This window comes from Streptomyces sp. NPDC029466, from assembly GCF_055574515.1.
Genome location: NZ_JBVHZH010000020.1, coordinates 110624 through 133657, shown reverse-complemented (window position 1 = coordinate 133657; position 23034 = coordinate 110624). Strand labels below are relative to the sequence as shown.

The window sequence follows — 23034 nt, the reverse complement described above, 5'->3', positions numbered from 1 at the left end:
GCGGGGGGTGCGCCTGTGTGTGGTGGGGTGGGGGGGGGGGGGGGGGGGGGGGTGGGGGGGTGGGCGTGGGGCGGGGCGGGGTCGCCGCCTCCCCCCCCCCCCCCCCCCCCCCCCCCCCCGCCGCACCACTCAACCCGGCCCGCACCGCAGCGAGTTGCGACCGGTCCGGGCCGGTCCGGCAGCGAGTTGCGGCCGTTCCGGGCCGGTCCGCCCATGGCTGGAAACCGTGGAGGGCGCACCCGATCGGGCCGTCGTCGTCCGATGCGTCATGGAGCGTGTTCCGCCCGGAAGCGCTGTGCTTTGATCACCCGGTGATGCGTCGTGCGGCCCGCGCCCTGGGCACCTATGTCTCCCGTAGCCCGGTCACCGTCGGCTATCTCGCACTGCTGTTGGCGACCCATGTGTGGTGCACCGCGGTGCTGTCCACCGCGGAGGCCCAGCGGGTGGTGCTCGGCGTCAGTACCCATCTGGACAATCTTCAGGACCGTCCGGTCCGGGTGCTGGCGGGCAGCCTGCTGTTCTTCGACGGCACGCTGACCGAGATCACCTCGGAGGCTTTCGCCGGCACGCTGATCACGCTCGGCCTCGGCGTCGCCGGGTGCCTGGCGTGGCTGGAAGGGCGGTACGGCCCGGTGCGCGCCTACGGCATCTTCGTCCTGGGGCATCTCGCGGCGACGCTGCTCACCGTGCCGGTGATCTACCTGGCCCTCGCCCACGGCTGGTACCCGGACAGCGTCCGGCACGCCCCCGACTTCGGCATCAGCTACGGGGCCGAGACGGTGCTCGCGGCGGGTGCGCTGCTGCTGCCCCGGGCGCGCTGGCTCGCGGCGGCCGGAGTCGTCACCTGGCCGGTGCTCGGCGGTGACTGGAGCGGGGTGCTGCCCGACTTCACCACCATCGGACATCTGCTGGCGGCCGTCGCCGGCTTCGTCTGCGGCGCCTTCCTGCTGCGGGCCGCCCGGCGCGAAGCCCCGGCCCTGGTATCGGAACCCGGCCCGGCGCTCGTCGAGTAGCCCGACGGGGCGCGGCGGCGCGGGTGCGAGCTGCGACTGCTGCGGACCGTCCCGCTCGCGCTGTGCGCCGAAGGCCATGCCGCCGGGAACCAGGTGTCCGCGGAGTACGTCATATCGGGTGCGAACGACCCCGCCACGAGCGCCGTGAGGCGATCAGCGGACCGCGCGCCGCACCCGTCCGCCGGATGGGCCGGGAGCACGACGGCAGCATGGCTGAGCGTGAACGGCACGGGCCTTTCCTTGATCGATTCGGCTCGTTATGTGTCTGAGTGGGTAGTAGATGCCAGGCCCGAGTTGTCGTAGTCTCGCCTGAGTTGGCGCGCTGGGGAGCGCGATACCGCGTCAGGAGCGCGGTCAGGCAATGCGGAGGGGAACCACGTATGGCAGCCACATTCCGACGGCGGCTCCAAAGGGGAGCGGCCTCGACGGCCGTGGCGGCCCTGGTGCTGGCCGCGCTGACCGCCTCTCAGGCGCCGGGAGCCACCGGCGCCGCGGCAGCGAAGCGGCGGCCGGCCCCGCCCCCCGCAGATGTCCCGATCGACGGCGGTTCCGCGTACTACACCGATCTGCCGCCCCTCAAGAGCCCGGTACCGCCGAAGGGTTCGCCGCACACCGGCAAGGGCCCCGCCACCGGCCGGGGACCCGCCGAGGCCGGTCTCCCCGCCACCGTTCTGGCCGCGTACAAGAGGGCTGCGACCGCGGTCGACGCCTCCGACCCGGGCTGCCAACTGCCCTGGCAGCTGCTCGCCGGGATCGGCAAGGTCGAATCCGGCCAGGCGCGCGGCGGCGCGGTCGACGCCGAGGGCACCACCCTCCGGCCGATACTCGGCCCGCAGCTCAACGGCCATGGCTTCGCGCGGATCACCGACACCGACGCCGGCCGCTATGACGGCGACCTCACCCACGACCGTGCCGTGGGCCCGATGCAGTTCATCCCGTCCACCTGGTCCGACGGCGGCCCCGACGGCACCGGTTGGGGCGCCGACGGCAACGGCGACGGCAAGAAGGACCCCCATAACGTCTTCGACGCGGCGCTCGCCGCCGGCCACTATCTCTGCGCCGGCGGCCGCGATCTGACGGTCCAGAACGACCTGGACCGGGCGATCCTCGGCTACAACCACTCCGAGGAGTATCTGCGCACGGTGCTGTCCTGGTACGCGTTCTACCGCAACGGCACCCACGAGGTGCCGGACGGCAAGGGCGTGCTGCCGGTCCACCGCGACGCCGGCCGGTCCGGCGACGACAGCGGCGGCCGGTCCGAGGCCCGGCGGCACCACGGCCGCGGCCCCGGCGGCAAGCCGGGCAACGACCCGCGCCCCGGCGGCTCCGACAAGCCCGGCAAGCCCGGTAAGGGACGGCAGCCCGACCCCGGTAAGCCGGGGCGCCCGGACGGCAACCGCCCCACACCGGGCGGCACGGAGCCACCCACCCAGAAGCCCACCCCCCATCCCGAGCCCGCCCACCCCAAGACCCTCGTACGGGTCGGTGAGAAGGACCTGAGCACCACCGCGGGCACCGAGTTCGCCACCCCGCCCCGGGTCCGCGCGCAGGACGCCCAGGGCAAGCCCGTCGCCGGCGTCCCCGTCCGCTTCACCCTTCCCCCGGCCACCGACGCCCGTTTCCCCGATGACGCGACCACCGTCACCGTCACGACGGGCAAGGACGGCCTGGCCACCGCCCCCACCCTGCGCGCGGGCGACCGGACCGGGGACTTCCGCATCCGGGTCAGCACCGTGCGGCACACCACGCCTGCCGTCGAGGTCGGCGCCACCGTCAAGGCCAAGCCCGCCCCGAAGGCCGACAAGCTCGCCCGTACCTCGGACAAGGAGCTGACGGCGACCGCCGGAAAGGCCTTCGCGGAGGACGCGGTCGAGATCAAGGCGACCTACCAGGGCAAGAGCGCGGCGGGCGTGGCGGTCACCGCCACCATGATCACCAATGACCCGAAGCAGCCCGTGGAGAACGACAAGGGCCCCTACTTCAAGGACCCCGAGGCCACCGGCGACGCCGAGGACAAGCCGGTCCGCACCCTCACCGGGCTCACCACGGACGCCAACGGCCTGCTGAAACTCCCGAAGATCTACACCGACGCGCACTCGGGGACGTTCCTGCTGAGGCTGACCACCGCCGACGGCGCCGTCCTCACCGTCAAGCTGAAGGTCGCCCCCGCGGCCGGTTCCTGACCACGCCAACCGGCCCCTCCGCGCGGCCGGTTCCGCACCCCGGGCCGGCGTCCGCGCCCGGTATGCCTCCGCCGTCCTGCCCGCCGTCCCGGGCAGGACGGCGGTGTCACGTGTTCTCATCTGCGCCGCCCGTTGCTACGGTGCCCCCGCCCTGACGCCCTATCAGCTCCCGGGAGGCCGACCATGCGCGCCCTGACAGCAGCCGCGGTCGGACTGGCCGCGGCGTTCGCCCTCGTCCTCACCCTCACGGCGACCGGCGCACCCAGCGGCACGACCTCCCCCAAACCGCTGCTGACCACCGTCCCCAAACACCCCTGAGGGAGGGACGACCGCCATGCGCCGTACCGCTCCCACCCCCAGGACCCCCGATGGCCCGCCGCCTGGCCCCGGCCGCCGCCCGGCCCGCGGCATGCGCCGCCGGTCGAGCCTGGTGCTGCTCGCCTGCGCCGTCTTCTTCACCGCGCTGTCCCCGCTGATGCGGTGGTACGCCTTCCCCCGGCTCGCCAAGATCCCGCCCGGTCAGTACCAGGACATGGTCCTGGAGGCCCGGCCCGCGACCCTCCTCAACTACGGGACGATGAAGGCCGAGCGCGTCCCGAAGGTCACCATCGTGCAGACCCTCAAGGGCGATGTGGCGGCCTCCGACCGGATCGAGAAGTCCGCGGGCCGGGACATCGTCGTCTGGGACGCGCTGTCCTACGTCGCCGGACCCGACGGCAAGATGGTCTCCGCGATCCCCGAGCGCTATCTCTTCGACGCGCACTCCCAGGAACCGGTGCACGCCACCGGCGAGATGGTCGACGGCGACCCGGTGCGCCGCGAGGGCATCGAGTTCAAATGGCCGTTCCTCACCGAGCGGCGCGACTACACCTACTTCGACGCTCAGACCCGCACCTCGGCCCCCATCCACTACAAGGGGACCCGCACCTTCCGCGGCCTGGAGGTCTACTACTTCGAGCAGACCATCCCCTGGACCAAGGTCGCCCTCCCCAAGAAGATGCCGGTCAAGGGCATCACCCCGCAGTCCGTCGCGAAGATGGGCACCACCCGCTGGTACACCACCAAGCGGATGTTCTGGGTCGAACCCGTCACCGGCGCCCCGGTCAACGGCCAGGAGATCCACAAGGAAGAGTTGCGCGGCGGCGATCTGCTGCCCGGCGGCGGCAAGGTCACCGCCTTCGCCGGCCATGTGAAGATGCGCGGCGACTACGTCGACTCCACCGTCGCCCTGGTGACCGCACAGCGCACCCTCGTCCTGCTGCTCACCCGCTACCTCCCCTGGGGCTTCCTGCTCCTCGGCGCCGCGCTGCTCGCCCTGAGCCTGTACCTCGAAGCCCGCGGCCGCCGCCCCGGCCCCGCATCGGCCCGGCTGCCGGCCCCCGCGGCGCCGGTCGGCGACGGAGCGACCGGCGGCCCGTGACGCCGCTCAGCCCCGCCTGAGTCGCGCCGAGGTGTGCCGCGTCGGCTCCGCCGTCGACGGATCCTCCGGCCAGGGATGCTTCGGGTAGCGGCCGCGCAACTCCGCGCGCACGGACCGGTATCCGTCCCGCCAGAACGAGGCGAGATCGGCCGTGACGGCGGCCGGACGCCCCGCGGGGGAGAGCAGATGCACCAGCACCGGCACCCGCCCGCCGGCCACCCGCGGCGACTCCTGCATGCCGAACAACTCCTGGAGCTTGACCGCCAGCACCGGCTGCGCACCTTCGTAATCCACCCGCACCCGGGAACCGCTCGGCACCTCGAGACGCTCCGGCGCCAGCTCGTCGAAGCGGGCCGCGTCGCCGGTCGCCCACGGCAGCAGCCGGGCCAGCGCCTGCCCCGCGTCGATCCGCTCCAGATCGGCCCGCCGCCGCGCCCGCCCGAGCTCCACCCCCAGCCACTCCTCGACGCACTCCAGCAGCGCCGCATCCGAGACATCGGGCCAGGGCGCGCCCAACTCGCGGTGCAGGAACGCCATCCGCTGCCGCAACGACGCCGCGGCGGCCGACCACCGCAGCAGCCCGAGCCCCTCCCGCCGCAGGCCCGCCACCACCGCGTCCCGCAGCAGCCCGGGATCGGGCGCGGTCAGCGGCCGGGCCGCCAGCTCGATCGCCCCCAGCCGGGTCACCCGCCGGGCCACCACGTCCCCGTCCGACCAGCGGACCTCCTCACCGGACGCGTACAACGCCGGCGCCGCCGCACGGGCCGTCTCCTCGTCGATCACCGCCGCCAGCCGCACCCGCGCCGACGCGGCCGCCACCGGCCGGTCCGCCACCGCCACCGCCAGCCACTCCGCGTCCCGCAGCCCCGAACCGCCGCCCGTGCCCGTCGACCCCGGCCGCTGCCCCCATCCGCCTGACGTCCCCGCCCCCGCCGTCTCGGCCCCCGTCCCGGACGCCATGAGGAAACTCCCGCCACCCCGGGCCCGCGCCACCCGCTCCGGGAACGCCAACGCCGCGACAAGACCGGCCACGGCATCGTCGCTGAGCGCTGCGCCGGCGTCCCGGCCGCCGTCCCCGCCCGACCCGGTACGCGGCTCCCCGGCCGCCGACGCCAGCCGCCGCGCCTCCTGCCGCCACCTGGCTCCGTACGCATCGCCGCCCCGCCGCGCGGTGCGCCACGCCGCCGCCAGATCGTCCCCATAGGCCCGCGGCGGCTCCTCGCTCAGCAGGGCGACCACCTCCGCCGCCCGCCGCACCCCGGCCTGCGGCGCCCCGTCCAGCAGGGCCCGCGCCAGCCGCGGATGCAGTCCGAGCCGCGCCATCCGCGCGCCCCGCTCCGTCGCCCGGCCGGCCCCGTCCACCGCACCGATCGCCGTCAGCACCTCCCGCGCCGCGGCCAGCGCACCGGCCGGCGGCGCGTCCAGCAGAGCCAGCCCGTCCGCCGCCGGATCACCCCAGCAGGCCGCCTGAAGGGCGAACGCCGTCAGATCGGCGACCCTGATCTCCGGATCGGGGAACGCCGGCAGCCGCCCGTCCTCACCCTCCGGCCAGCAGCGGTACACCGCGCCCGGCGCCTCCCGCCCCGCCCGGCCGGCCCGCTGCCGGGCCGCCGCCCTGGAGGCCCGCACGGTGGCGAGCGCGCTCAGCCCCCGTGCGTGATCCGTCCGCGGCACCCGCGCCAGTCCGCTGTCCACCACCACCCGCACGCCCGGCACGGTCAGGCTGGACTCCGCCACCGACGTCGCCAGCACCACCCGCCGTACGCCGTTCCCGCCCGCCAATACGGCGTCCTGCACCGCCGCCGGCGCCCGCCCGTGTACCTGAAGCACCTCGGCGTCCACCCCGGCCAGCTCCCCGGCGACCCGCCCGATCTCCCCGACCCCGGGAAGGAAACACAGCACATCCCCCGACCGCTCGCGCAGCGCCCGCCGCACCACTCCCGCCACATGCGTCAGCAGCGCCGGATCGACACGCGTCCCGTGCGCCGGCCGCACCGCCCGCTCCGGCGGCGCCCACACCACCTCCACGGGATGCGACACGCCCGCCGCCTCGACCACCGGCGCCGCGCCCCGCGCACCGCCCAGCAGCCGCGCCCACCCCTCCGCGTCCGTAGTGGCGGACGCCGCCACCAGCCGCAGCTCGGGCCGCAGCGTCTCCCGTACGTCCAGGAGGAAGGCCGCGGCGGTATCGGCGTCGAGATGCCGCTCATGACACTCGTCGAGCACCACCACATCGACCCCGGCCAGCTCCGGATCGCGCTGAAGCCGCTGGAGCAGCACTCCGGTGGTCACCACTTCCACGGTGGTACGGGGCCCGGCCCGGCGCTCACCCCGCACCGTGAACCCCACCCTGCCCCAGCCCTGCGCCGGGGGAGCCCCCGTGCCGACCTCCTCACCCAGGAGCCAGGCCATCCGCCGCGCGGCCGCACGGGCCGCCATCCGGCGCGGCTCGGCGACCAGCACCCGCCGCACCGGCCCCTCGCCGGTCAGCCCCGCCAGATCCAGCGGCACCAGCGTCGTCTTTCCGGTGCCCGGCGGGGCACACAGCACCGCCGTACCGTCACCGTCGAGGGCGGCACGGAGCGCGGGCAACGCGGTACGGACGGGCAACTGGGCAAGGGCGTCACGGCGGATCACGCCCCCAGTCTGCCGCCCCGGCCCACTGCCCCCGGCCCTCCGAGTCGGCCACGGCCCCTGAGGGACAGCCCTGAGACGCCGCGGACGCCGCGGACGCCGCAGACGCCGCGGAGAAGAACGCCCTAAGACTGCGAAGAGAGCCCTAAGACTGCGCCGTACACACGAAGATCGCCGTCCCCGGGATCAGATGCCCGCGCAGCGGGGACCAGCCGCCCCACTCCTGGGTGTTCCACTCGGGCCATTCCGGTTCGACGAGATCCTCCAGCCGGAACCCGGCGGCCACCACGTCCCGTACCCGGTCACCCAGCGTCCGGTGGTGCTCGACATACACGGCCCGGCCGGTCTCGTCCTGTTCCACATACGGCGTGCGGTCGAAATAGGACGCCCCCACCGACAGCCCCTCGGGCCCCGGCTCATCAGGGAACGCCCACCGGATCGGGTGGGAGACGGAGAAGACGAACCGGCCCCCCGGCCGCAGCACCCTGCGCACCTCCCGCAGCACCCGCACCGGATCGGCGACGAACGGCAGCGCCCCGTAGGCGGAGCAGGCGAGATCGAAACTGTGGTCGCGGAACGGCAGCGCCCCGGCGTCCGCCTCCACCAGCCCGACGGCGTCCTCCGCCGCGCCGTCCGCGATCCGCAGCGCGTGCTGGAGCTGGCGGTGGGAGAGGTCCAGCGCCACCGGAAGCGCGCCCTGCGCCGCCAGCCAGCGGGAGCACTGCGCCGCGCCGGCCCCGATCTCCAGGATCCGCCGCCCCTTCATCTCGGCGGCAGGACCGAGCAGCGCGGCCTCCGCCTCGTCCAGCCCCTCAGGACCCCAGATGAACCGGTCGTCCCCGAGGAACGCACCGTGCTCGCTCTGGTACTCGTCCGCGTTGCGGTCCCACCACCCACGGCTGGCCCGGCTGCTTTCGGTGTCCGAGGCGTCACGGCGGGTCGCCTCCGGCTCGTGGTCTTGGTTCATCGCGCCCGTCGTCGTAGTCTTTGCTCTGCTTGTCGCTGCTGGGACTGTGAGGCCGTTCGACCTCGCGGAACATCGCGTGTGCCGGTTATGGGGTATTCCGCCCCCGGTGTGCGCGTTCGCGCATTGACCGGGTCCGGCTGCCCCCGTATGCTACAAGTTGCGCTGCGGGCTTGCGCGCCTCAGACGGAGCAGGCCGCGCTCGCATCTGTATGTATGTCCCCTCGGTTTGAGGCGATTCAGGTCGTTCCAGATGCTTTGCATTTGCGAGCTTCCCCAAGATTCGCCCTTCACACTGTCCGGCTTATGCAGAGGCGATACGGGCTCTCGGCGTAGCAGTACCTACGACTTCAATGTCCGTACCGGAGCCCTTTCCCACATGACGAGCAGCACCGAGACCACCGCCACCACCCCGCAGGTTGCGGTCAACGACATCGGTAACGAGGAAGCTTTCCTCGCCGCGATCGACGAGACGATCAAGTACTTCAACGACGGCGACATCGTCGACGGCGTCATCGTGAAGGTCGACCGGGACGAGGTCCTGCTCGACATCGGTTACAAGACCGAAGGCGTCATCCCGAGCCGCGAGCTCTCGATCAAGCACGACGTCGACCCCAACGAGGTCGTTGCCGTCGGTGACGAGATCGAGGCCCTGGTCCTCCAGAAGGAGGACAAGGAAGGCCGCCTGATCCTCTCGAAGAAGCGTGCCCAGTACGAGCGCGCCTGGGGCACGATCGAGAAGATCAAGGAAGAGGACGGGATCGTCACCGGTACCGTCATCGAGGTCGTCAAGGGTGGTCTCATCCTCGACATCGGCCTCCGTGGCTTCCTTCCGGCCTCCCTGGTCGAGATGCGCCGCGTCCGCGACCTTCAGCCCTACGTGGGCAAGGAGCTCGAGGCCAAGATCATCGAGCTGGACAAGAACCGCAACAACGTGGTCCTGTCCCGCCGTGCCTGGCTGGAGCAGACCCAGAGCGAGGTCCGCCAGACCTTCCTCACCACCCTCCAGAAGGGTCAGGTGCGCTCCGGCGTCGTCTCCTCCATCGTCAACTTCGGTGCCTTCGTGGACCTGGGTGGCGTCGACGGTCTCGTCCACGTCTCCGAGCTGTCCTGGAAGCACATCGACCACCCGTCCGAGGTTGTCGAGGTCGGCCAGGAGGTCACGGTCGAGGTCCTGGACGTCGACATGGACCGCGAGCGCGTGTCCCTGTCGCTCAAGGCGACCCAGGAAGACCCGTGGCAGCAGTTCGCCCGGACCCACCAGATCGGTCAGGTCGTCCCGGGTAAGGTCACCAAGCTCGTTCCCTTCGGTGCGTTCGTGCGCGTCGACGAGGGCATCGAGGGCCTGGTCCACATCTCCGAGCTGGCCGAGCGCCACGTCGAGATCCCGGAGCAGGTTGTCCAGGTCAACGACGAGATCTTCGTCAAGGTCATCGACATCGACCTCGAGCGCCGCCGCATCAGCCTCTCGCTGAAGCAGGCCAACGAGTCCTTCGGTGCCGACCCGTCGGCGGTCGAGTTCGACCCGACCCTGTACGGCATGGCCGCGTCCTACGACGACCAGGGCAACTACATCTACCCCGAGGGCTTCGACCCCGAGACCAACGACTGGCTCGAGGGCTACGAGACCCAGCGCGAGGCGTGGGAGAACCAGTACGCCGAGGCGCAGCAGCGCTTCGAGCAGCACCAGGCTCAGGTCATCAAGTCCCGCGAGGCCGACGAGCAGGCTGCGGCCGAGGGTGCTGCGGCGCCGGCGGCGCAGGGTGGCGGCCAGGCCGGCGGCGGCAACGCCGGTGGCGGCGGCTCCTACTCCTCGGAGTCGGCGGACAACTCCGGCGCCCTGGCGTCGGACGAGGCCCTCGCCGCGCTCCGCGAGAAGCTGGCCGGCGGCCAGAGCTGAGCTCTCGCCGATAGGCACTAGCCGATAGACGAAGGCCCGTTCCCCTTGGGGGAGCGGGCCTTCGTCGTGTCTGGGGACGTGGGGGCGGGGTGGGTCGTGTACTGGGGGCCGGGGCCGGCGGTCGGTGGTGTGCAGTGGGTGGGGGTGGGGCTGATCGCGCGGGGTGGGGGCGGCGAGAACCGGACGGAACGTGGGGGGCCGGGGGCGGCTCGGCCCGGGCGCGGGAAGGAAGGTGAACTTGCCGTCTTTGTGGGGGAGTTGATGGTTCTGAGGGGGAAGGTGTAGGGGGCGGGGCGAGGTGGCGTTCGTCGGGGGCGGAGGCGTGGGGGCTGCCGTGGGCGTGCGGCGTTCGGGGCCTGAGGGTGCGGCAGGGCGGATGGGGCCGCGTGGGGCCGCGTGGGGCCGTGGGGGCTGGAAACAGCCGGTTTCGGACGGGCGGGGCGGGGTCGGTGTGTGGCACCGGTGCGTTGGGGGACTGGCCTGGTGTGGGGCCGGGCGGTGCGCACGGTGGGCCGGTCATCTCCGTTGCCGGGAATGCCTACGCCGGGTCGTGCGTTGCCGCTCATGAGAACGAGGAGGAGCGGTCACTGTGTTGGATGCCCAGGGTTTGTACGAATGGGAGCCGAGCGGGCTCGCGGAGGTCGAGGCACTTGCCTCCAGGGACTCCGCCGGACTGGTGCTGCTGTACCACTTCGACGGATACATCGACGCCGGTGAGACCGGCGACCAGATCGTGGAGCGGCTGCTGGACGGCCTGCCGAACGAGGTCGTCGCCCGCTTCGACCACGACCGCCTCGTCGACTACCGGGCGCGCCGGCCCCTGCTCACCTTCGAGCGCAGCCGCTGGACCGCCTACGAGACCCCGAGCATCGAGCTGAGGCTCGTGCGGGACACCACCGACGCTCCGTTCCTGCTGCTGTCCGGACCCGAACCGGACGTGGAGTGGGAGCGCTTCGCGAGCGCCGTGAAGGAGATCGTGGAGCGGCTCGGCGTACGCCTCTCGGTGAACTTCCACGGCATCCCCATGGGCGTGCCGCACACCCGCCCCGTGGGCCTCACCCCGCACGGCAACCGCACCGATCTGATGCCGGGCCACGGCGGCTTCTTCGACGAGGCACAGGTACCCGGCAGCGCGGAGGCGCTGATCGAATACCGGCTGGCGGAAGCGGGCCACGATGTCCTGGGAGTGGCGGCGCATGTACCGCACTACATCGCCCGCTCCGCGTATCCGGACGCCGCGCTGACCGCTCTGGAGGCGGTGACGGCCGCGACCGGCCTGGTGCTGCCGGGCGCAGCGCATTCGCTGCGCACGGAGGCGTTGCGGACCCAGGAGGAGATCGAGCGGCAGATCTCGGAGGGCGACGAGGAACTGGTCGCGCTGGTCAGCGGTCTGGAGCATCAGTACGACGCGGTGGCCGGCGCGGAAAGCCGGGGAAGCCTGGTCGCCGAGCCGGCGGAACTGCCCTCGGCCGACGAGATCGGCCGGGAATTCGAACGCTTCCTGGCGGAGCGCGAGGGCGATGGGGGGACGGGCGGGGCCTGAGTCGGCTGGCAGCTGAATCGGGCGGGCCTGCCTTGGGTGGTGCCTGACTCGGCTGGTGCCTGCGCTGGGCGGCGCCTGAAGCAGTGGGAGGCTCCTGCCGTCCGGGCGCAGCGTATAGCGTGGGCCCATGGTGAAGGTGGGGCTGACCGGCGGAATCGGCGCGGGCAAGAGTGAGGTTTCGCGACTGCTGGCGTCGTACGGCGCGGTGATCGTGGACGCGGACAAGATCGCACGCGAGGTCGTCGAGCCGGGGACGCCCGGACTGGCGGCGGTGGTCGAGGAGTTCGGGGCCGACATCCTCGCGCCGGACGGCACGCTGGACCGGCCGAAGCTGGGCGGCATCGTGTTCTCCGACCCCGGCAAGCTCAAGGCGCTGAATGCGATCGTGCACCCGCTGGTCGGGGCACGATCGGCCGAACTCGAAGCCTCGGCGGGCCCGGACGCGGTGGTGGTGCACGACGTGCCGCTGCTGACGGAGAACGGGCTCGCCCCGCTGTACGACCTTGTGGTGGTCGTCGACGCCGCACCCCAGACCCAGCTGGACCGCTTGGTACGGCTACGCGGCATGGCGGAGGACGAGGCGAAGTCCCGGATGGCGGCCCAGGCCACCCGCGAACAGCGGCTGGCGGTCGCGGATCTGGTCATCGACAACGACGGACCGCTGGAGGCGCTGGAACCGCAGGTCCGCGCAGTATGGGAGCGCCTGCGGACCGCCTGAGGCCGGACGATACCCTCGCCGCCATGACTGCTGCTTCCGGCGTTGACGCCAAGACCCCTGACATCGAGCCCGACCTCGCCGCGGAGCCCGGCGAGGGCACCGCCGCCGAGTCCCCCACCGCCGGCGACGCGGCTCCGGCATCGTTCGTGGTCAACATCCCCGGCATAGCGGACGACGATCTGGAGCCCGATCCCCTGGACCCTTCCCAGATCGTCTCCGGGGAGCCGGTGGTGACGGGCAAGGTGCTGTGGGAGGCCCCCGACGGCCGGCAGATCCGGGGAATCTGGCAGATCACTCCGGGCGTGGTGACGGACACCGAGGCCAATGAGCTGTTCGTGGTCGTCAGCGGGCGCGCCACCATCGAGGTCGAGGGCGGCCCGGTATTGGAGGTCGGCCCCGGCGACGCCTGCGTCCTCCGCGAGGGCGACCGCACCCGGTGGACCGTGCACGAGACGCTGCGCAAGGCGTACCACATCAGCCTGTAGGGGTGGGGCACGGCGGACGGACGCCCGGCGGGCCGGCCCGCGCTTGGTGCTGGGCGGCGGGCGCCCAGTGCCGGGCGGCGGGATGCGGAGGCTGGGGCAGGGAGCCGGCGTGGCTCTGGGCCCCTCCCCCTCCCCCTCCCTCCCACCCTCCGCCTCCACCTCCGCTGGTGCCGCCTCCTTTGTCTCTCCTCCCTCTCCTCTGCCCCGCTGCTGGTGCCGCCTCCGCAGCTGGCGGCACCTCCGCTCCTGGCCCTTCTGCCTTCTCTCGCACCAGCCCACAGTCTGTTTCCGGAGCCTCCGAGTCTGGGGACGGGGATGGATCATTGCCCCAGAATGTCCGTCTTCCCGGTGCAGTGTGAGCCTTATACGGGGGCGCCGTAGCGCCGGTTGAGGCCGGGTCGGCGGGGGAATGCCCGCACCGTTGGGATTGTTGTGCCGCAGGCAACGCCGTACGGTCCGCAGGTAACGGAATCTCGACGGCGACCGAGAGGAGCAGGCCGTGCCCGAGAGCAGCCCCGAGACGCATGTCATCGACTTCCGCGCCGCGGAGCAGCTGTTGGCGGCCCGCGACCCGCGCGGGGCGATCCAGCTGCTGGACTCGGTCATCACCGCGCACCCCGAGAACACCGCGGCCCGACTGCTGCGCGCCCGTGCTTTCTTTCTGGCCGCTCAACTGCGTCCTGCGGAACTAGAGTTCCAGATCGTTCTGGAGCGCGAACCGGACAATGCCTTCGCGCACTTCGCGCTCGGCCGCACCTTGGAGCGCGCCGACCGGTCCGAGGAGGCGCTGCGGCACTTCCGGCTGGCGGCGGCTCTCGACCCGCGCCCGGATTACATCGAAGCCGCCCGCTTCGCACACGACACCGGTGACGGCGACGGCGAACGCGATGCTGGTCCCACTAGCGGCGATCAGGAGTAGCCAGGCGCAGGGCGTCCCGCGTTCGCGTCAATGTCCCTCCCCTCGATGGGTTTTGCGCTCGCTGCTAGGGGCGCTACGCCAGGTGTCCATGTGTCGGTGGCCAAGATGTGCCGCATTTGAGTCCAGACCGCGCTGCGGTCGGCGCGTGCATGCACCGTGCCCATGCCCCATGCCCCGTGCCCATGCCCCGTGCCCCGGGAAATCGGCCGCCGGCAGTCCCGATTCTCTTGCATGTCGTCTTCCTGCCGGGAGCGGTGCGGGCTGACGACGGCATGCGTGCGTGCGGCCGCGAAGGCTCGTGGCCCAGGAGCGCTGGCCGTGAAGGCATTCCAGGCCCCTCCCGCACCACCCGTGCCCGATGGTCCTCAGGCGGGTAGGCGGGTAGGCAGGTCGGCGGCACGGAACGGAACCTGGCGATGATGGCCCCGCAGCTTGTGCGGCAAGTCCAGGTACGGGTGACTCGGCACTCTTGCGCGCCGTAGCCCCTACGGCCTGGTGTTCCGTCTCCGGTTCGTGCCGTTGCGTATGCCGAACGCGTCGTTCCGGCCTCGGTCAGGGGCGTAGGGCGGTATGTCCCTGCCGGGCTGGTAGTGGGGTCCCTGGCGGATGTGGCGGATCACCATCGCCAGGTCCGCCGCCGCCACCATCGCCAGCGCGGCACACGCGGCGGCCCATTCCGGCCTGCCGGCATTGCCGAAGGCCACGGCTCCGGCGACCGTCCACAGCAACCCCCACAGCGCCAGGCCACAGCGTATTCTCAGCGGGCTGCGTGCATGAAGGGGCTCATTTCCTGTACGCATCGGAACCCATCTCCCACCTCCAGGATCCTCCCGGTCGACGAGCCAGTCACCTGTCCCTGGCACCTCTTTCCCTACTTTTCACCCTTTGTTCCTCGGCTTTGTCGGTCGTCGGGCGCGGGTCGCCGGCGGGGTGGCTGTTGATCCATGAGAGTCCGCCGATGTCGAGCAGTGATCGGGCTCGGGTTACGGCGACATAGGCCAAGCGCGCCTCGTCGATGTCGATCGGGCCGGGGACCCGGGTTCCGTCCTCGTCGCGCTCGTCGAGATCTTCGGGGCCGGTGAAATCGTCCGCGATGCGCACGCGCGCCCACTCCCGGCCCTTGGCCCGATGGGCCGTGGACACTGTCACCTCGGCGGAGTCCTCGGGGGAGAGCCGGTCCAGGGCGCACAGCAGGGCGCCGGTGCCGTGCTCGTCGACCAGCTCCACCAAGGGCAGCAGGTCTCGTCCGGCCGGGTCGAACTCCGCGTACTCGCGTAGTTCGCCCCAGGTCTCGAAGAGCATCAGCTCGGGGTGGGTGGTGCGGCGCCCGGACTCGAGGTCGTGAGCGGCGCGGGCGAGGGCGCCGAGTGCTTCGCCGCCGCCGGCCAGCGCGACCCGGCGGTCCGCGTCCAGCTGTCGTATCACCTCCACCATCGCTCCCGCATTGGTCCGGCACAGGACCGCGTCCGGCGCACGGGTCGTGCCCAACTCCGTCTCCAGACCGGGCGAACCTGTGAGCCGGATCGGTGCACCGATGATCGTGAGCCAGCGGTTGGCCTCGGCCGCGAGCGGTGGGCCGAAACGGAACGAGCGGGAGAGGCTGAGCTGTCTGCCGTCGAATCCGGTCATCACGTCGCGTGCGCCGCGCCAGCCGTAGATGGCCTGGGCGGAGTCCCCGACCAGTACCAGCTGAGCGTGGTCGCGCTGGGCCGTGAAGACCTGCTCGACCACGGGGTTGGTGTCCTGTGCCTCGTCAAGGAGCAGGAAGTCCGCCGGGATGACGGGATCGCGCAGCGCCCACATCTTGAGGTAGTGGTCGTGCTCGAAGCGGACCACGCCGTGACCGGGGTGCTGGAGATCGGCCCAGGCCTTGCGTGCGTAGGGAAGGGTGAGCTCGGCGAGCCGGGCACGCAGTGGCTCGGCTTCGGCTCCGCGCAGGGGCGGAACATGGTGCGGTGCGAGCTCCTTGTCGGGCGACTGGCAGAAGCGGGTGACGGTGCGCAGGGCCGTGTGGGAGAGCGCCCTGTGGGTGACCTTGCGCGCTCCGAGGCGTAAGGACATTTCTTCGTCGATGCCCAGGGCCGCGCCCGTGCGCCAGCCCGCTTGCCGAGGGGCCTTCATGCGCGCCTGGTAGTCCTTGCCCACGGCGGTGTAGGCGAGGGCATGGGCGGTCCCGCAGGTCACCTCGGCGGGGAAGGCCCTGGCGGCGTGGCGGGCGACAGCTCTGTTGAAGGCGATGTAGCGGCCCCGCCGGCCCTGCCGCCGGGCGGTGTGGGCGAGCAGGGCGAGGGTTGTTGTTTTGCCGGTCCCGGCGCCGGCCTGGATCACGAGATGCGCGCCAGTCGGGAAGGTCTCCGCCGCGGCGGTTTGTTCGTGCGTGGGGGTGTGCATGAGGGCTCCTCACTCACCTCGGTTGACTGATCACTGAGAGTGATGACGTCACTCACCGTAGCGGATTTCGGGGTGCGGGCAAGAAGATTTTCGTGGGCTGTGGATAAGCCTGGTCGGTGTGCCGAAAGCGCAGGTGGAGGGCGTTGTCAGTGCCGTCTGCTTCCATCGGGGTCAGGCAGCGGCGGTCGCGCGAGCGTCGGAGGCCCGGGCGCACGGCTGTTGCCGGCCGACCAAGGGCGGCAGGCGGTGCGCGCGCTGTCTCCGTCATGGCGCCGGGCGCGTGTCGCGACGGGGCGGAGCAGAGGGCGGGGGTGTGAACCGGTGATTCATCGCCCGCCACTCTCGGAGGCAGGCGCAGACGCGGGAGAGGGGGCGGGAGACGCAGTGGGTACGACCGTAGACTCGCAGGTCGGGGGCGTAGGAGCAGGGCGGGCGCGGCAGGCTCGGAGGGTGCCGCGACCGGGGCGGAACGACCAGGCGATCGACCAGGCGGCAGGGGATGGAATGGCGAGGCGGTGGGAGACGGCAGCGGGGGAGACCCGGTCGCCGGACGGCTCGCCCGCCGCCCTGCCCGGGGGCACGGGGCAGGGCCGCGGAATCGGCGAGGCCGCCCTGGCCGGCTGCGCCGTGGTCTTCCTGCCCGCCCAGCTGCCACGCGCCGGGAAGATCGCTTTCTGGAGTCCTGAGGGCGGGCCGCTCCCGGATCTCGCCGAGTCGGGAAGCGACGAAGGGGCGTGGGGCGGGCACGGGGCCGCCGAGCAGGGGGCGCTGACCGTCGCCCGCCGTCACGGGAACGGCGCCCGCAGTCGTACGGTCCCTGCCGTCCTGCTTCCGGTGGCCGAGGCCGTCCCCTTGCTGGTCGGTGCCCGGCACGACCCGACGGCTCACCCGGCCGCCGCCTGCTGGGGTGCGGCCACCCTGCATGCGCTGCACCTCGCCGCCCGCGGCCGGATGCTGCCCGGACTGACTCTGGAGGACACCGACGCCTGGCGCGCCGGCCCGCTCGACACCGAGGACATCGCGCACCTCCGGGCCATCGCCGCCGCCATGCCCGCCGAGGCCCATGCCGTGCCGATCCCTGGCAGCCGTCCTCTTCAGGTGACCGATCCCGCGGTCCTGGTACGGCTCTATGCGGACGCGGTCATCGACGCGCTGCCCCGCACGCCCGCCGCCGGACTGGTGGCCGGTGCCCCGTTCACCGCGAGCACGCCCCAGCACCTTCCCGGCGCCCGGGAATGGGCCGCCGAGGTCGCGGCCGGTGTCGACGCGGGCGTACGGCTCTCCCTGCGCCTCGACCTCGCCCCGCACAAGCTCTTCGACAGGGCGGAGGAGGGCGCGGCGGGCGGCACCGAGGAGCGCAGTGCGGCCGCCGCCGTCCTCCAGGTGCACAGCCTCACCGACCCCACCCTGGTCGCCGATGCCGGGGAACTGTGGGAAGGCGAAGGCCCCGACCACTTCGGGCCGCGTTCCCGGGTGGACACTCTCCTCGCTCTGCGCCGCGCCGCCCGCATCTGGGCCCCGCTCACCCGCCTCTTGGAGCGGCCGGTCCCCGACGTACTGCCGCTCGGTGAGGACGAGTTGTCCGACCTGCTGGGGGAAGCCGCGCCACGGCTGGGCGCCGCGGGAGTCACCGTCCACTGGCCCAGGGAAATCGCCCGCGGCCTGACCGCCGCTGCGGTGCTTCGCCCGGCGCCGGGCTCGGCCGCGGACGGCTTCGGCTTCTTCGATACCCGTGAACTGCTGCGATTCCGCTGGCAGCTGGCGATGGACGGAGTGCCGCTGACCGAGGCGGAAATGGACGCCCTCGCCGACGCCCACCGCCCCGTCGTCCGGCTGCGTGACCAGTGGGTCCTGGTGGACCCCGGGCTCGTCCGCAAGGCCCGTAAGCGCGAACTGGGCTACCTGGAGCCGGCCGACGCCCTCGCCGCGACGCTCAACGGCACCGCCGAGGTGGACGGCGAAGAGGTCGAGGTGGTGCCCCAGGGTGCCCTCGCCGCACTGCGCGGCCGCCTCACCACCGAGGCCCGCCCCCTGCCCCAGCCGCCCGGACTGCGGGCCACCCTCCGTGACTACCAACTACGGGGCATGGCCTGGCTCGACACCATGACCTCCCTAGGTATCGGCGGCTGTCTCGCCGATGACATGGGCCTGGGCAAGACCCTCACCGTCATCGCGCTCCATCGGCACCGGCGGCCGAGCGCCCCCGTCCTGGTGGTCTGCCCGGCCTCCCTGCTGGGCAACTGGCAGCGCGAGATCGAGCGCTTCGCCCCCGGTACGCCCGTACGCCGCTTCCATGGCGCCGGCCGTAGCCTCGACGGCCTCGACGGCGGCTTCGTGCTGACGACCTACGGGACGATGCGCAGCAGCGCCACCCAACTGGCCGGGCGGTCCTGGGCCTGGATCGTCGCCGATGAGGCCCAGCACGTGAAGAACGCGCGCTCCTCGACGGCCAGGGCGCTGCGCAGCATCAAGGCCCCCGCCCGGATCGCCCTCACCGGCACGCCCGTGGAGAACAACCTCTCCGAGCTGTGGGCCCTCCTCGACTGGACGACTCCTGGACTCCTCGGGCCCCTCAAGACGTTCCGCGCACTGCACGCCCGTGAGGTCGAGGGCGGCGAGGATCCGGCGGCGGCCGAGCGGCTGGCCAGGCTGGTGCGCCCGTTCATCCTGCGCCGTAAGAAGTCCGACCCGGGGATCGCGCCCGAACTGCCGCCCAAGACCGAGACGGACCACCCGGTAGCACTGGGGCGCGAACAGGCCGCGCTCTATCAGGCCGTCGTCCGCGAGACCCTCACCCGGATCGAGACCGCCGAAGGCATCGCCCGCCGTGGCCTGGTCATGAAGCTGCTCACGGCCCTCAAACAGATCTGCAACCACCCCGCGCAGTACCTGAAGGAGGCTGCGCCCGGTCTCGCCGCCCGCTCCGGGAAGCTCGAACTCCTCGACGAACTCCTGGACACCATCCTCGCCGAGGGCGGCGCCACCTTGATCTTCACCCAGTACGTGGGCATGGCGCGGCTGCTCGAACGGCACCTGGCCACTCGCGGCATCCCGGTGCAACTCCTGCACGGCGGCACCCCCGTCGCCGAACGGGAGAAGATGGTCGACCGCTTCCAGGCCGGGCAGGCCCCGGTCTTCCTGCTGTCCCTGAAGGCGGCGGGCACCGGCCTGAATCTGACCCGCGCCGGACATGTGATCCACTACGACCGCTGGTGGAATCCGGCGGTGGAGGAGCAGGCCACCGACCGCGCCTACCGGATCGGCCAGACCCAGCCCGTCCAGGTCCACCGGCTGATCGCGGAGGGCACCGTCGAGGACAACATCGCCCAACTCCTCACCGCCAAACGGGCGCTCGCCGACGCGGTGCTCTCCGGGGGCGAGACCGCGCTCACCGAGCTCTCCGATGCCGAACTGGCCGACCTCGTCTCCCTCAGGAGGCCCGGATGAACACTCGCCGCACCTCCGGGCGCGCCGCTGCCGCGGACCGGCTGGCCCGCGCGGACCGCTCCCGTACCTTCCCGCCCCTGCCGGTCCGGCCCGGAGCCCGGGGGCTGTTCGCCGAATCCTGGTGGGGCAGCGCCTGGCTGGACGCACTGGAGACCACCGCCCTCGACAGCGCCCGGCTCGCCCGCGGCCGCACGTACGCCCGCGACGGCCATGTCGACACCATCAACGTCACCCCGGGCCGCATCGTCGCCACCGTACGCGGCAGCAGGCCCCGGCCCTACAGTGCCGACATCCGCCTCCGGACCCTCAGCGACCAGGAGTGGGACGGCCTCCTGGATGCCATCGCCGCCGAGCCCGACCAACTGACCGCCCTGCTGGCCAAGAAGCTGCCCCGGGCGCTGGCGGACGGCGAGACGCCTCTGCTCCCCGGGCCGGGCGACCTCGCCCCCCGATGCTCGTGCCCCGACCACGGCAGGCCCTGTAAGCACGCCGCCGCCCTGTGCTTCCAGGTGGCCCGCCTCCTGGACGCGGACCCGTTCGTGCTGCTGCTGATGCGCGGCCGCGGCGAACGCGAACTCCTCGACGACCTCTCCCGCCGCAACGCCGCCCGCACCGCCCATGAAGCCCGCGCCCACACCGTCGCCACCACCGCGCCGCCCCCGCAAGGCCATGGGCCCGAGGCCCGTCCGGCGACACCAACTGCCGCGCCCGGACCGGCCGCTGAGACGGTCCCCGGCGAAACTGCGGTACCGGGGACGACGTCTGCCTCTCACGGCATCCTGGCCAGAGTGGCGCTCGCCGACCGCCTCCGGCCACCACTCCCGCCACCGCTGACGGCGCCCCCACAACCCGGCCGCCCGCCGGCCCTGCCGGACGGCGACGGCCTGCCCTTCGACCCCGCCGCCCTCGAATTCCTGGCAGCCGACGCCGCCGCCCGCGCCCACGCCTGCGTGACCGCCGCCGCGCCCCCGGGCCCCGGCTCCGGACGCCCGGCCGTCCACAGCCCGTTCCCGTCACTGCCCCCATGGGAGGACGCCATCCGCCTGACGGCCACCGCCCACCCCACCGCCGGCCTGACCTCCACCACCCGGGCCCTCTACCGCGACCTCGCCGCGGCGACCGGCCGAACGACCACGGAGGTGGCCCGTGCCGTCGCCGCCTGGCGGCAGGGCGGACCCGAGGGCCTCGCCCTCCTCGACACCACCTGGAACCCGCCGGCCGGTGACTTCGACCGGGCCCGCAGCGCCCTCCTCGCCGCGGACCTGCCGTCCCTGCGCCCGCGCCACAACCACCTCACCGACCCGGACCGCGGCATCCAGCTCCGTTTCGGCCACGACCACCGCTGGTATCCGTACGAATCCGAGCCCGGCACCGAGGACTGGTGGCCCACCGGCCCGGCCGACCCCGACCCCGTGGGCGCCCTCACCGCCCTGCTCGCGCGATGACTAACCTCGACGCCGTGGAAGGTCTCGACGCACTCACCCGGTCCCTCGCCCGGCGCACCCCCGAACAGCTCGCCGCACTCCTCACCCGCCATGCCGAGCCGCTCGCCCGCCGGCCCGCCCCCACCGAACTACGCGGCCTGGCCAGTGCCTTGTGGTCCTACGAAACCCTCCACCAACTGGTACTGCACCTCGACCACCCCCGGCTCCAGGTGCTCATCGCCACCGCCCGCATCAGCCAGGAACGCGCCCGGAATGCCGCCCCCGGCCCCGCGGCCCCCGCCCCGGGCGCCGACTACCAGTCCCTGATGGCGCACCGACTGTCCTTCGCCCACCTGGCCACCGAACCCGTCCCGCCCGAAGACGTCTTCGCCGCCCTCGGCGCCACCCCGCCCGGCCGCACCCGCACCGCCGCCGAAGCCGCCCTGCACGCCCTCTACGAGGACGGACTCGCCGCGCCCACCGAGGACGGCGCGATCGTCGTCCCGCCGCGCACCCCGCAACTCCTCGCCGCCCACGACCCCGGCCCGCTCCTCGCCGACGCCCCGCGCCCCGCCCCGGACGACCCCGCCGGTCCCGCCACACCCGCCGCATCCGTCCCGCCGACCTCGCCGTACGACGAATCCCGGGCCGCCGCGGCAACCCTCGCCGCCACCCTGGACCGCCTGCTGGCCTCCCTGGCGACGCAGCCCGCCGCGCTGCGCAAGTCGGGCGGGCTGGCCGTACGGGAGATCAAACGGCTGGCCAAGGCGGCCGGCGCCACCGAACCGCACACCCGCCTCCTCCTCGACCTGGCGCTCGCCGCCGACCTGATCGCCCTGACCCGCACCCCGTCCGGCATCACCGCGCTCCCCACCGGCGCCTACGACGACTGGCTCGGCCGCCCGCCCGGCGCCCGCCTCGCCCCCGTCCTGGCCGCCTGGTCGGGGCTGTGGGACATCCCCACCCACACCCCGTTCGGCGAGACCCCGACCGCGCTGGTCCGCGGCCACGACCGGCACGCGCCCGCCCTCCGGCACGCCCTCCTCGCCGCCCTGGCCGCCGTCCCCTACGGTGCGGGATCCCCCCTCCCGTCACTGCCGTTCACCGAACCCCCGGAGCAGGAGGCCGGCAGCGAGACCCACTGGAACGATCTCCTCCGGGCAGCGGACTGGCACCGCCCCCTCGCCGTCACCCACCAGCCGATGGCCGGCGAACGCGCCGCCCACACCCTCCACGAGGCCGCCTACCTGGGCATCGTCGCCCACGGCACCCTCACCCCGCTCGGCCGCGCACTGCTCACCGACCCCCGGTCGCTGGACCGGCCACTCGCCGATCTGCTGCCGCCGCTCCTCGAACAGGCCCATTTCCAGGCCGATCTGACCGTAGTGGTGCCCGGCCGCCCCGCCGCCGCGCTCGCCGCCCTGCTCACCTCCGCGGCCGACCGTGAATCCGAGGACCACGCCGTGACCTGGCGCTTCACGCCCGCCTCCGTACGCCGCGCACTGGACACCGGCCACACCGCCGACACCCTCCTGGCGGACCTCACCCGCGCCTCGGCGACCGGCACCCTGCCGCAGCCCCTCGACTACCTCATCCAGAACACCGCCCGCGCCCATGGCCGGATGCGCGTCCTGCCCGCCGCCTGCTGCATCCGCTCCGACGACGAGGCCCTCGTCAAGGAACTCGCCGCCCACCGAGCGCTGCACGACCTCGGTTTGCGGGCCATCGCCCCGACCGTCCTGGTCAGCGCCCGTCCGCCGGCCGCCACCCTGGACGCGCTGCGCGCCGCCGGCTACGCCCCGGCCCTGGAATCCGACACCGGCACCACGACCGTCGAACGCCTCCCCACCCACCGTGCCACGGCACCCGCCCCCACCCGTGACCACCGGGCGCCCCTCGCCCTCGCCCACCGCCTCCTGGGAGTCCCGGCACCACGCCAAGAGGCCACAAAGACCGACGGGGAGTGACCCGTTGGCGGAGGGGTGCGCCGCCG

General features: G+C 73.0%; 16 protein-coding genes and 1 pseudogene. 12 read left to right on the top strand and 5 right to left on the bottom strand.

Translation table 11 applies throughout. The features are described 5' to 3' along the window. Nucleotides 1–314 precede the first annotated feature (314 nt). A complete protein-coding gene (locus tag ACZ4XD_RS17535) occupies nucleotides 315–1013 on the top strand; it encodes a rhomboid-like protein (protein ID WP_468042980.1) in 699 nt (232 codons plus the stop codon). Between the two features lie 152 nt (nucleotides 1014–1165). Here ACZ4XD_RS17535 and ACZ4XD_RS17530 read toward each other — a convergent pair. After that, nucleotides 1166–1213 (bottom strand): annotated as a pseudogene (locus ACZ4XD_RS17530) (hypothetical protein); the annotation flags it as partial. 180 nt (nucleotides 1214–1393) lie between these two features. On the opposite strand from ACZ4XD_RS17530, the gene ACZ4XD_RS17525 reads away from it, so the two are divergent. The 3 genes from ACZ4XD_RS17525 to pgfA all read left to right on the top strand — a co-directional run bounded on the left by ACZ4XD_RS17525 (nucleotide 1394) and on the right by pgfA (nucleotide 4616). After that, the gene (locus tag ACZ4XD_RS17525) at nucleotides 1394–3196 is read left to right on the top strand and encodes a lytic transglycosylase domain-containing protein (protein ID WP_468042968.1); all 1803 of its coding nucleotides are present in this window, start codon (nucleotides 1394–1396) and stop codon (nucleotides 3194–3196) included. 183 nt (nucleotides 3197–3379) lie between these two features. Next, on the top strand, nucleotides 3380–3514 hold the full coding sequence (locus tag ACZ4XD_RS17520) for an SPW_0924 family protein (protein ID WP_107050279.1): 135 nt from the start codon (nucleotides 3380–3382) through the stop codon (nucleotides 3512–3514). A gap of 91 nt (nucleotides 3515–3605) precedes the next feature. Further along, the gene (gene pgfA, locus ACZ4XD_RS17515; protein WP_468042978.1) at nucleotides 3606–4616 is read left to right on the top strand and encodes a cell envelope lipid trafficking protein PgfA; all 1011 of its coding nucleotides are present in this window, start codon (nucleotides 3606–3608) and stop codon (nucleotides 4614–4616) included. A gap of 6 nt (nucleotides 4617–4622) precedes the next feature. Here pgfA and hrpB read toward each other — a convergent pair whose 3' ends face one another. Both hrpB and ACZ4XD_RS17505 read right to left on the bottom strand, forming a co-directional pair. Further along, nucleotides 4623–7253 carry an ATP-dependent helicase HrpB gene (hrpB, locus tag ACZ4XD_RS17510; RefSeq protein ID WP_468042965.1) on the bottom strand — a complete coding sequence of 877 codons (2631 nt, stop codon included), beginning with the start codon at nucleotides 7251–7253 and terminating at the stop codon, nucleotides 4623–4625. Nucleotides 7254–7395: 142 nt separating this feature from the next. Then, nucleotides 7396–8217: a class I SAM-dependent methyltransferase gene (locus ACZ4XD_RS17505; RefSeq protein WP_468042964.1), complete on the bottom strand. Its 822-nt coding sequence runs from the start codon at nucleotides 8215–8217 to the stop codon at nucleotides 7396–7398. A gap of 376 nt (nucleotides 8218–8593) precedes the next feature. Between ACZ4XD_RS17505 and rpsA the strand changes: the two genes are divergently transcribed. The 5 genes from rpsA (at nucleotide 8594) to ACZ4XD_RS17480 (ending at nucleotide 13779) form a co-directional block, all read left to right on the top strand. Next, nucleotides 8594–10114: a 30S ribosomal protein S1 gene (gene rpsA / locus ACZ4XD_RS17500; protein WP_033271630.1), complete on the top strand. Its 1521-nt coding sequence runs from the start codon at nucleotides 8594–8596 to the stop codon at nucleotides 10112–10114. A 589-nt stretch (nucleotides 10115–10703) separates the two neighbouring features. Beyond that, a complete protein-coding gene (locus ACZ4XD_RS17495) occupies nucleotides 10704–11657 on the top strand; it encodes a PAC2 family protein (RefSeq protein ID WP_468042961.1) in 954 nt (317 codons plus the stop codon). Between the two features lie 127 nt (nucleotides 11658–11784). Beyond that, the gene (gene coaE / locus ACZ4XD_RS17490) at nucleotides 11785–12375 is read left to right on the top strand and encodes a dephospho-CoA kinase (protein WP_423677784.1); all 591 of its coding nucleotides are present in this window, start codon (nucleotides 11785–11787) and stop codon (nucleotides 12373–12375) included. Nucleotides 12376–12398: 23 nt separating this feature from the next. Next, nucleotides 12399–12860, top strand: coding sequence for a cupin domain-containing protein (locus ACZ4XD_RS17485; protein ID WP_468042959.1), 462 nt, complete (start codon nucleotides 12399–12401; stop codon nucleotides 12858–12860). Nucleotides 12861–13359: 499 nt separating this feature from the next. After that, entirely contained in the window at nucleotides 13360–13779 is a 420-nt protein-coding gene (locus tag ACZ4XD_RS17480; RefSeq protein WP_468042957.1) for a tetratricopeptide repeat protein, read from the top strand. Between the two features lie 485 nt (nucleotides 13780–14264). Here ACZ4XD_RS17480 and ACZ4XD_RS17475 read toward each other — a convergent pair whose 3' ends face one another. Together ACZ4XD_RS17475 and ACZ4XD_RS17470 are read right to left on the bottom strand one after the other, a co-directional pair. Then, nucleotides 14265–14579, bottom strand: coding sequence for a DUF6343 family protein (locus tag ACZ4XD_RS17475; protein ID WP_468042955.1), 315 nt, complete (start codon nucleotides 14577–14579; stop codon nucleotides 14265–14267). 46 nt (nucleotides 14580–14625) lie between these two features. Continuing rightward, a complete protein-coding gene (locus tag ACZ4XD_RS17470) occupies nucleotides 14626–16170 on the bottom strand; it encodes a UvrD-helicase domain-containing protein (protein ID WP_468042953.1) in 1545 nt (514 codons plus the stop codon). Nucleotides 16171–16674: 504 nt separating this feature from the next. Here ACZ4XD_RS17470 and ACZ4XD_RS17465 point away from each other — a divergent pair. From ACZ4XD_RS17465 to ACZ4XD_RS17455, 3 genes are read left to right on the top strand one after another with little or no spacing between them, the layout of a single operon-like run. Further along, nucleotides 16675–19617, top strand: a complete 2943-nt coding sequence (locus tag ACZ4XD_RS17465) for a DEAD/DEAH box helicase (RefSeq protein WP_468042951.1) — start codon at nucleotides 16675–16677, stop codon at nucleotides 19615–19617. After that, nucleotides 19614–21062, top strand: a complete 1449-nt coding sequence (locus ACZ4XD_RS17460; protein ID WP_468042949.1) for an SWIM zinc finger family protein — start codon at nucleotides 19614–19616, stop codon at nucleotides 21060–21062. Before ACZ4XD_RS17465 ends, ACZ4XD_RS17460 begins: the two co-directional genes overlap by 4 nt. Beyond that, the gene (locus tag ACZ4XD_RS17455; RefSeq protein ID WP_468042947.1) at nucleotides 21059–23008 is read left to right on the top strand and encodes a helicase-associated domain-containing protein; all 1950 of its coding nucleotides are present in this window, start codon (nucleotides 21059–21061) and stop codon (nucleotides 23006–23008) included. Before ACZ4XD_RS17460 ends, ACZ4XD_RS17455 begins: the two co-directional genes overlap by 4 nt. Nucleotides 23009–23034 lie beyond the last annotated feature (26 nt).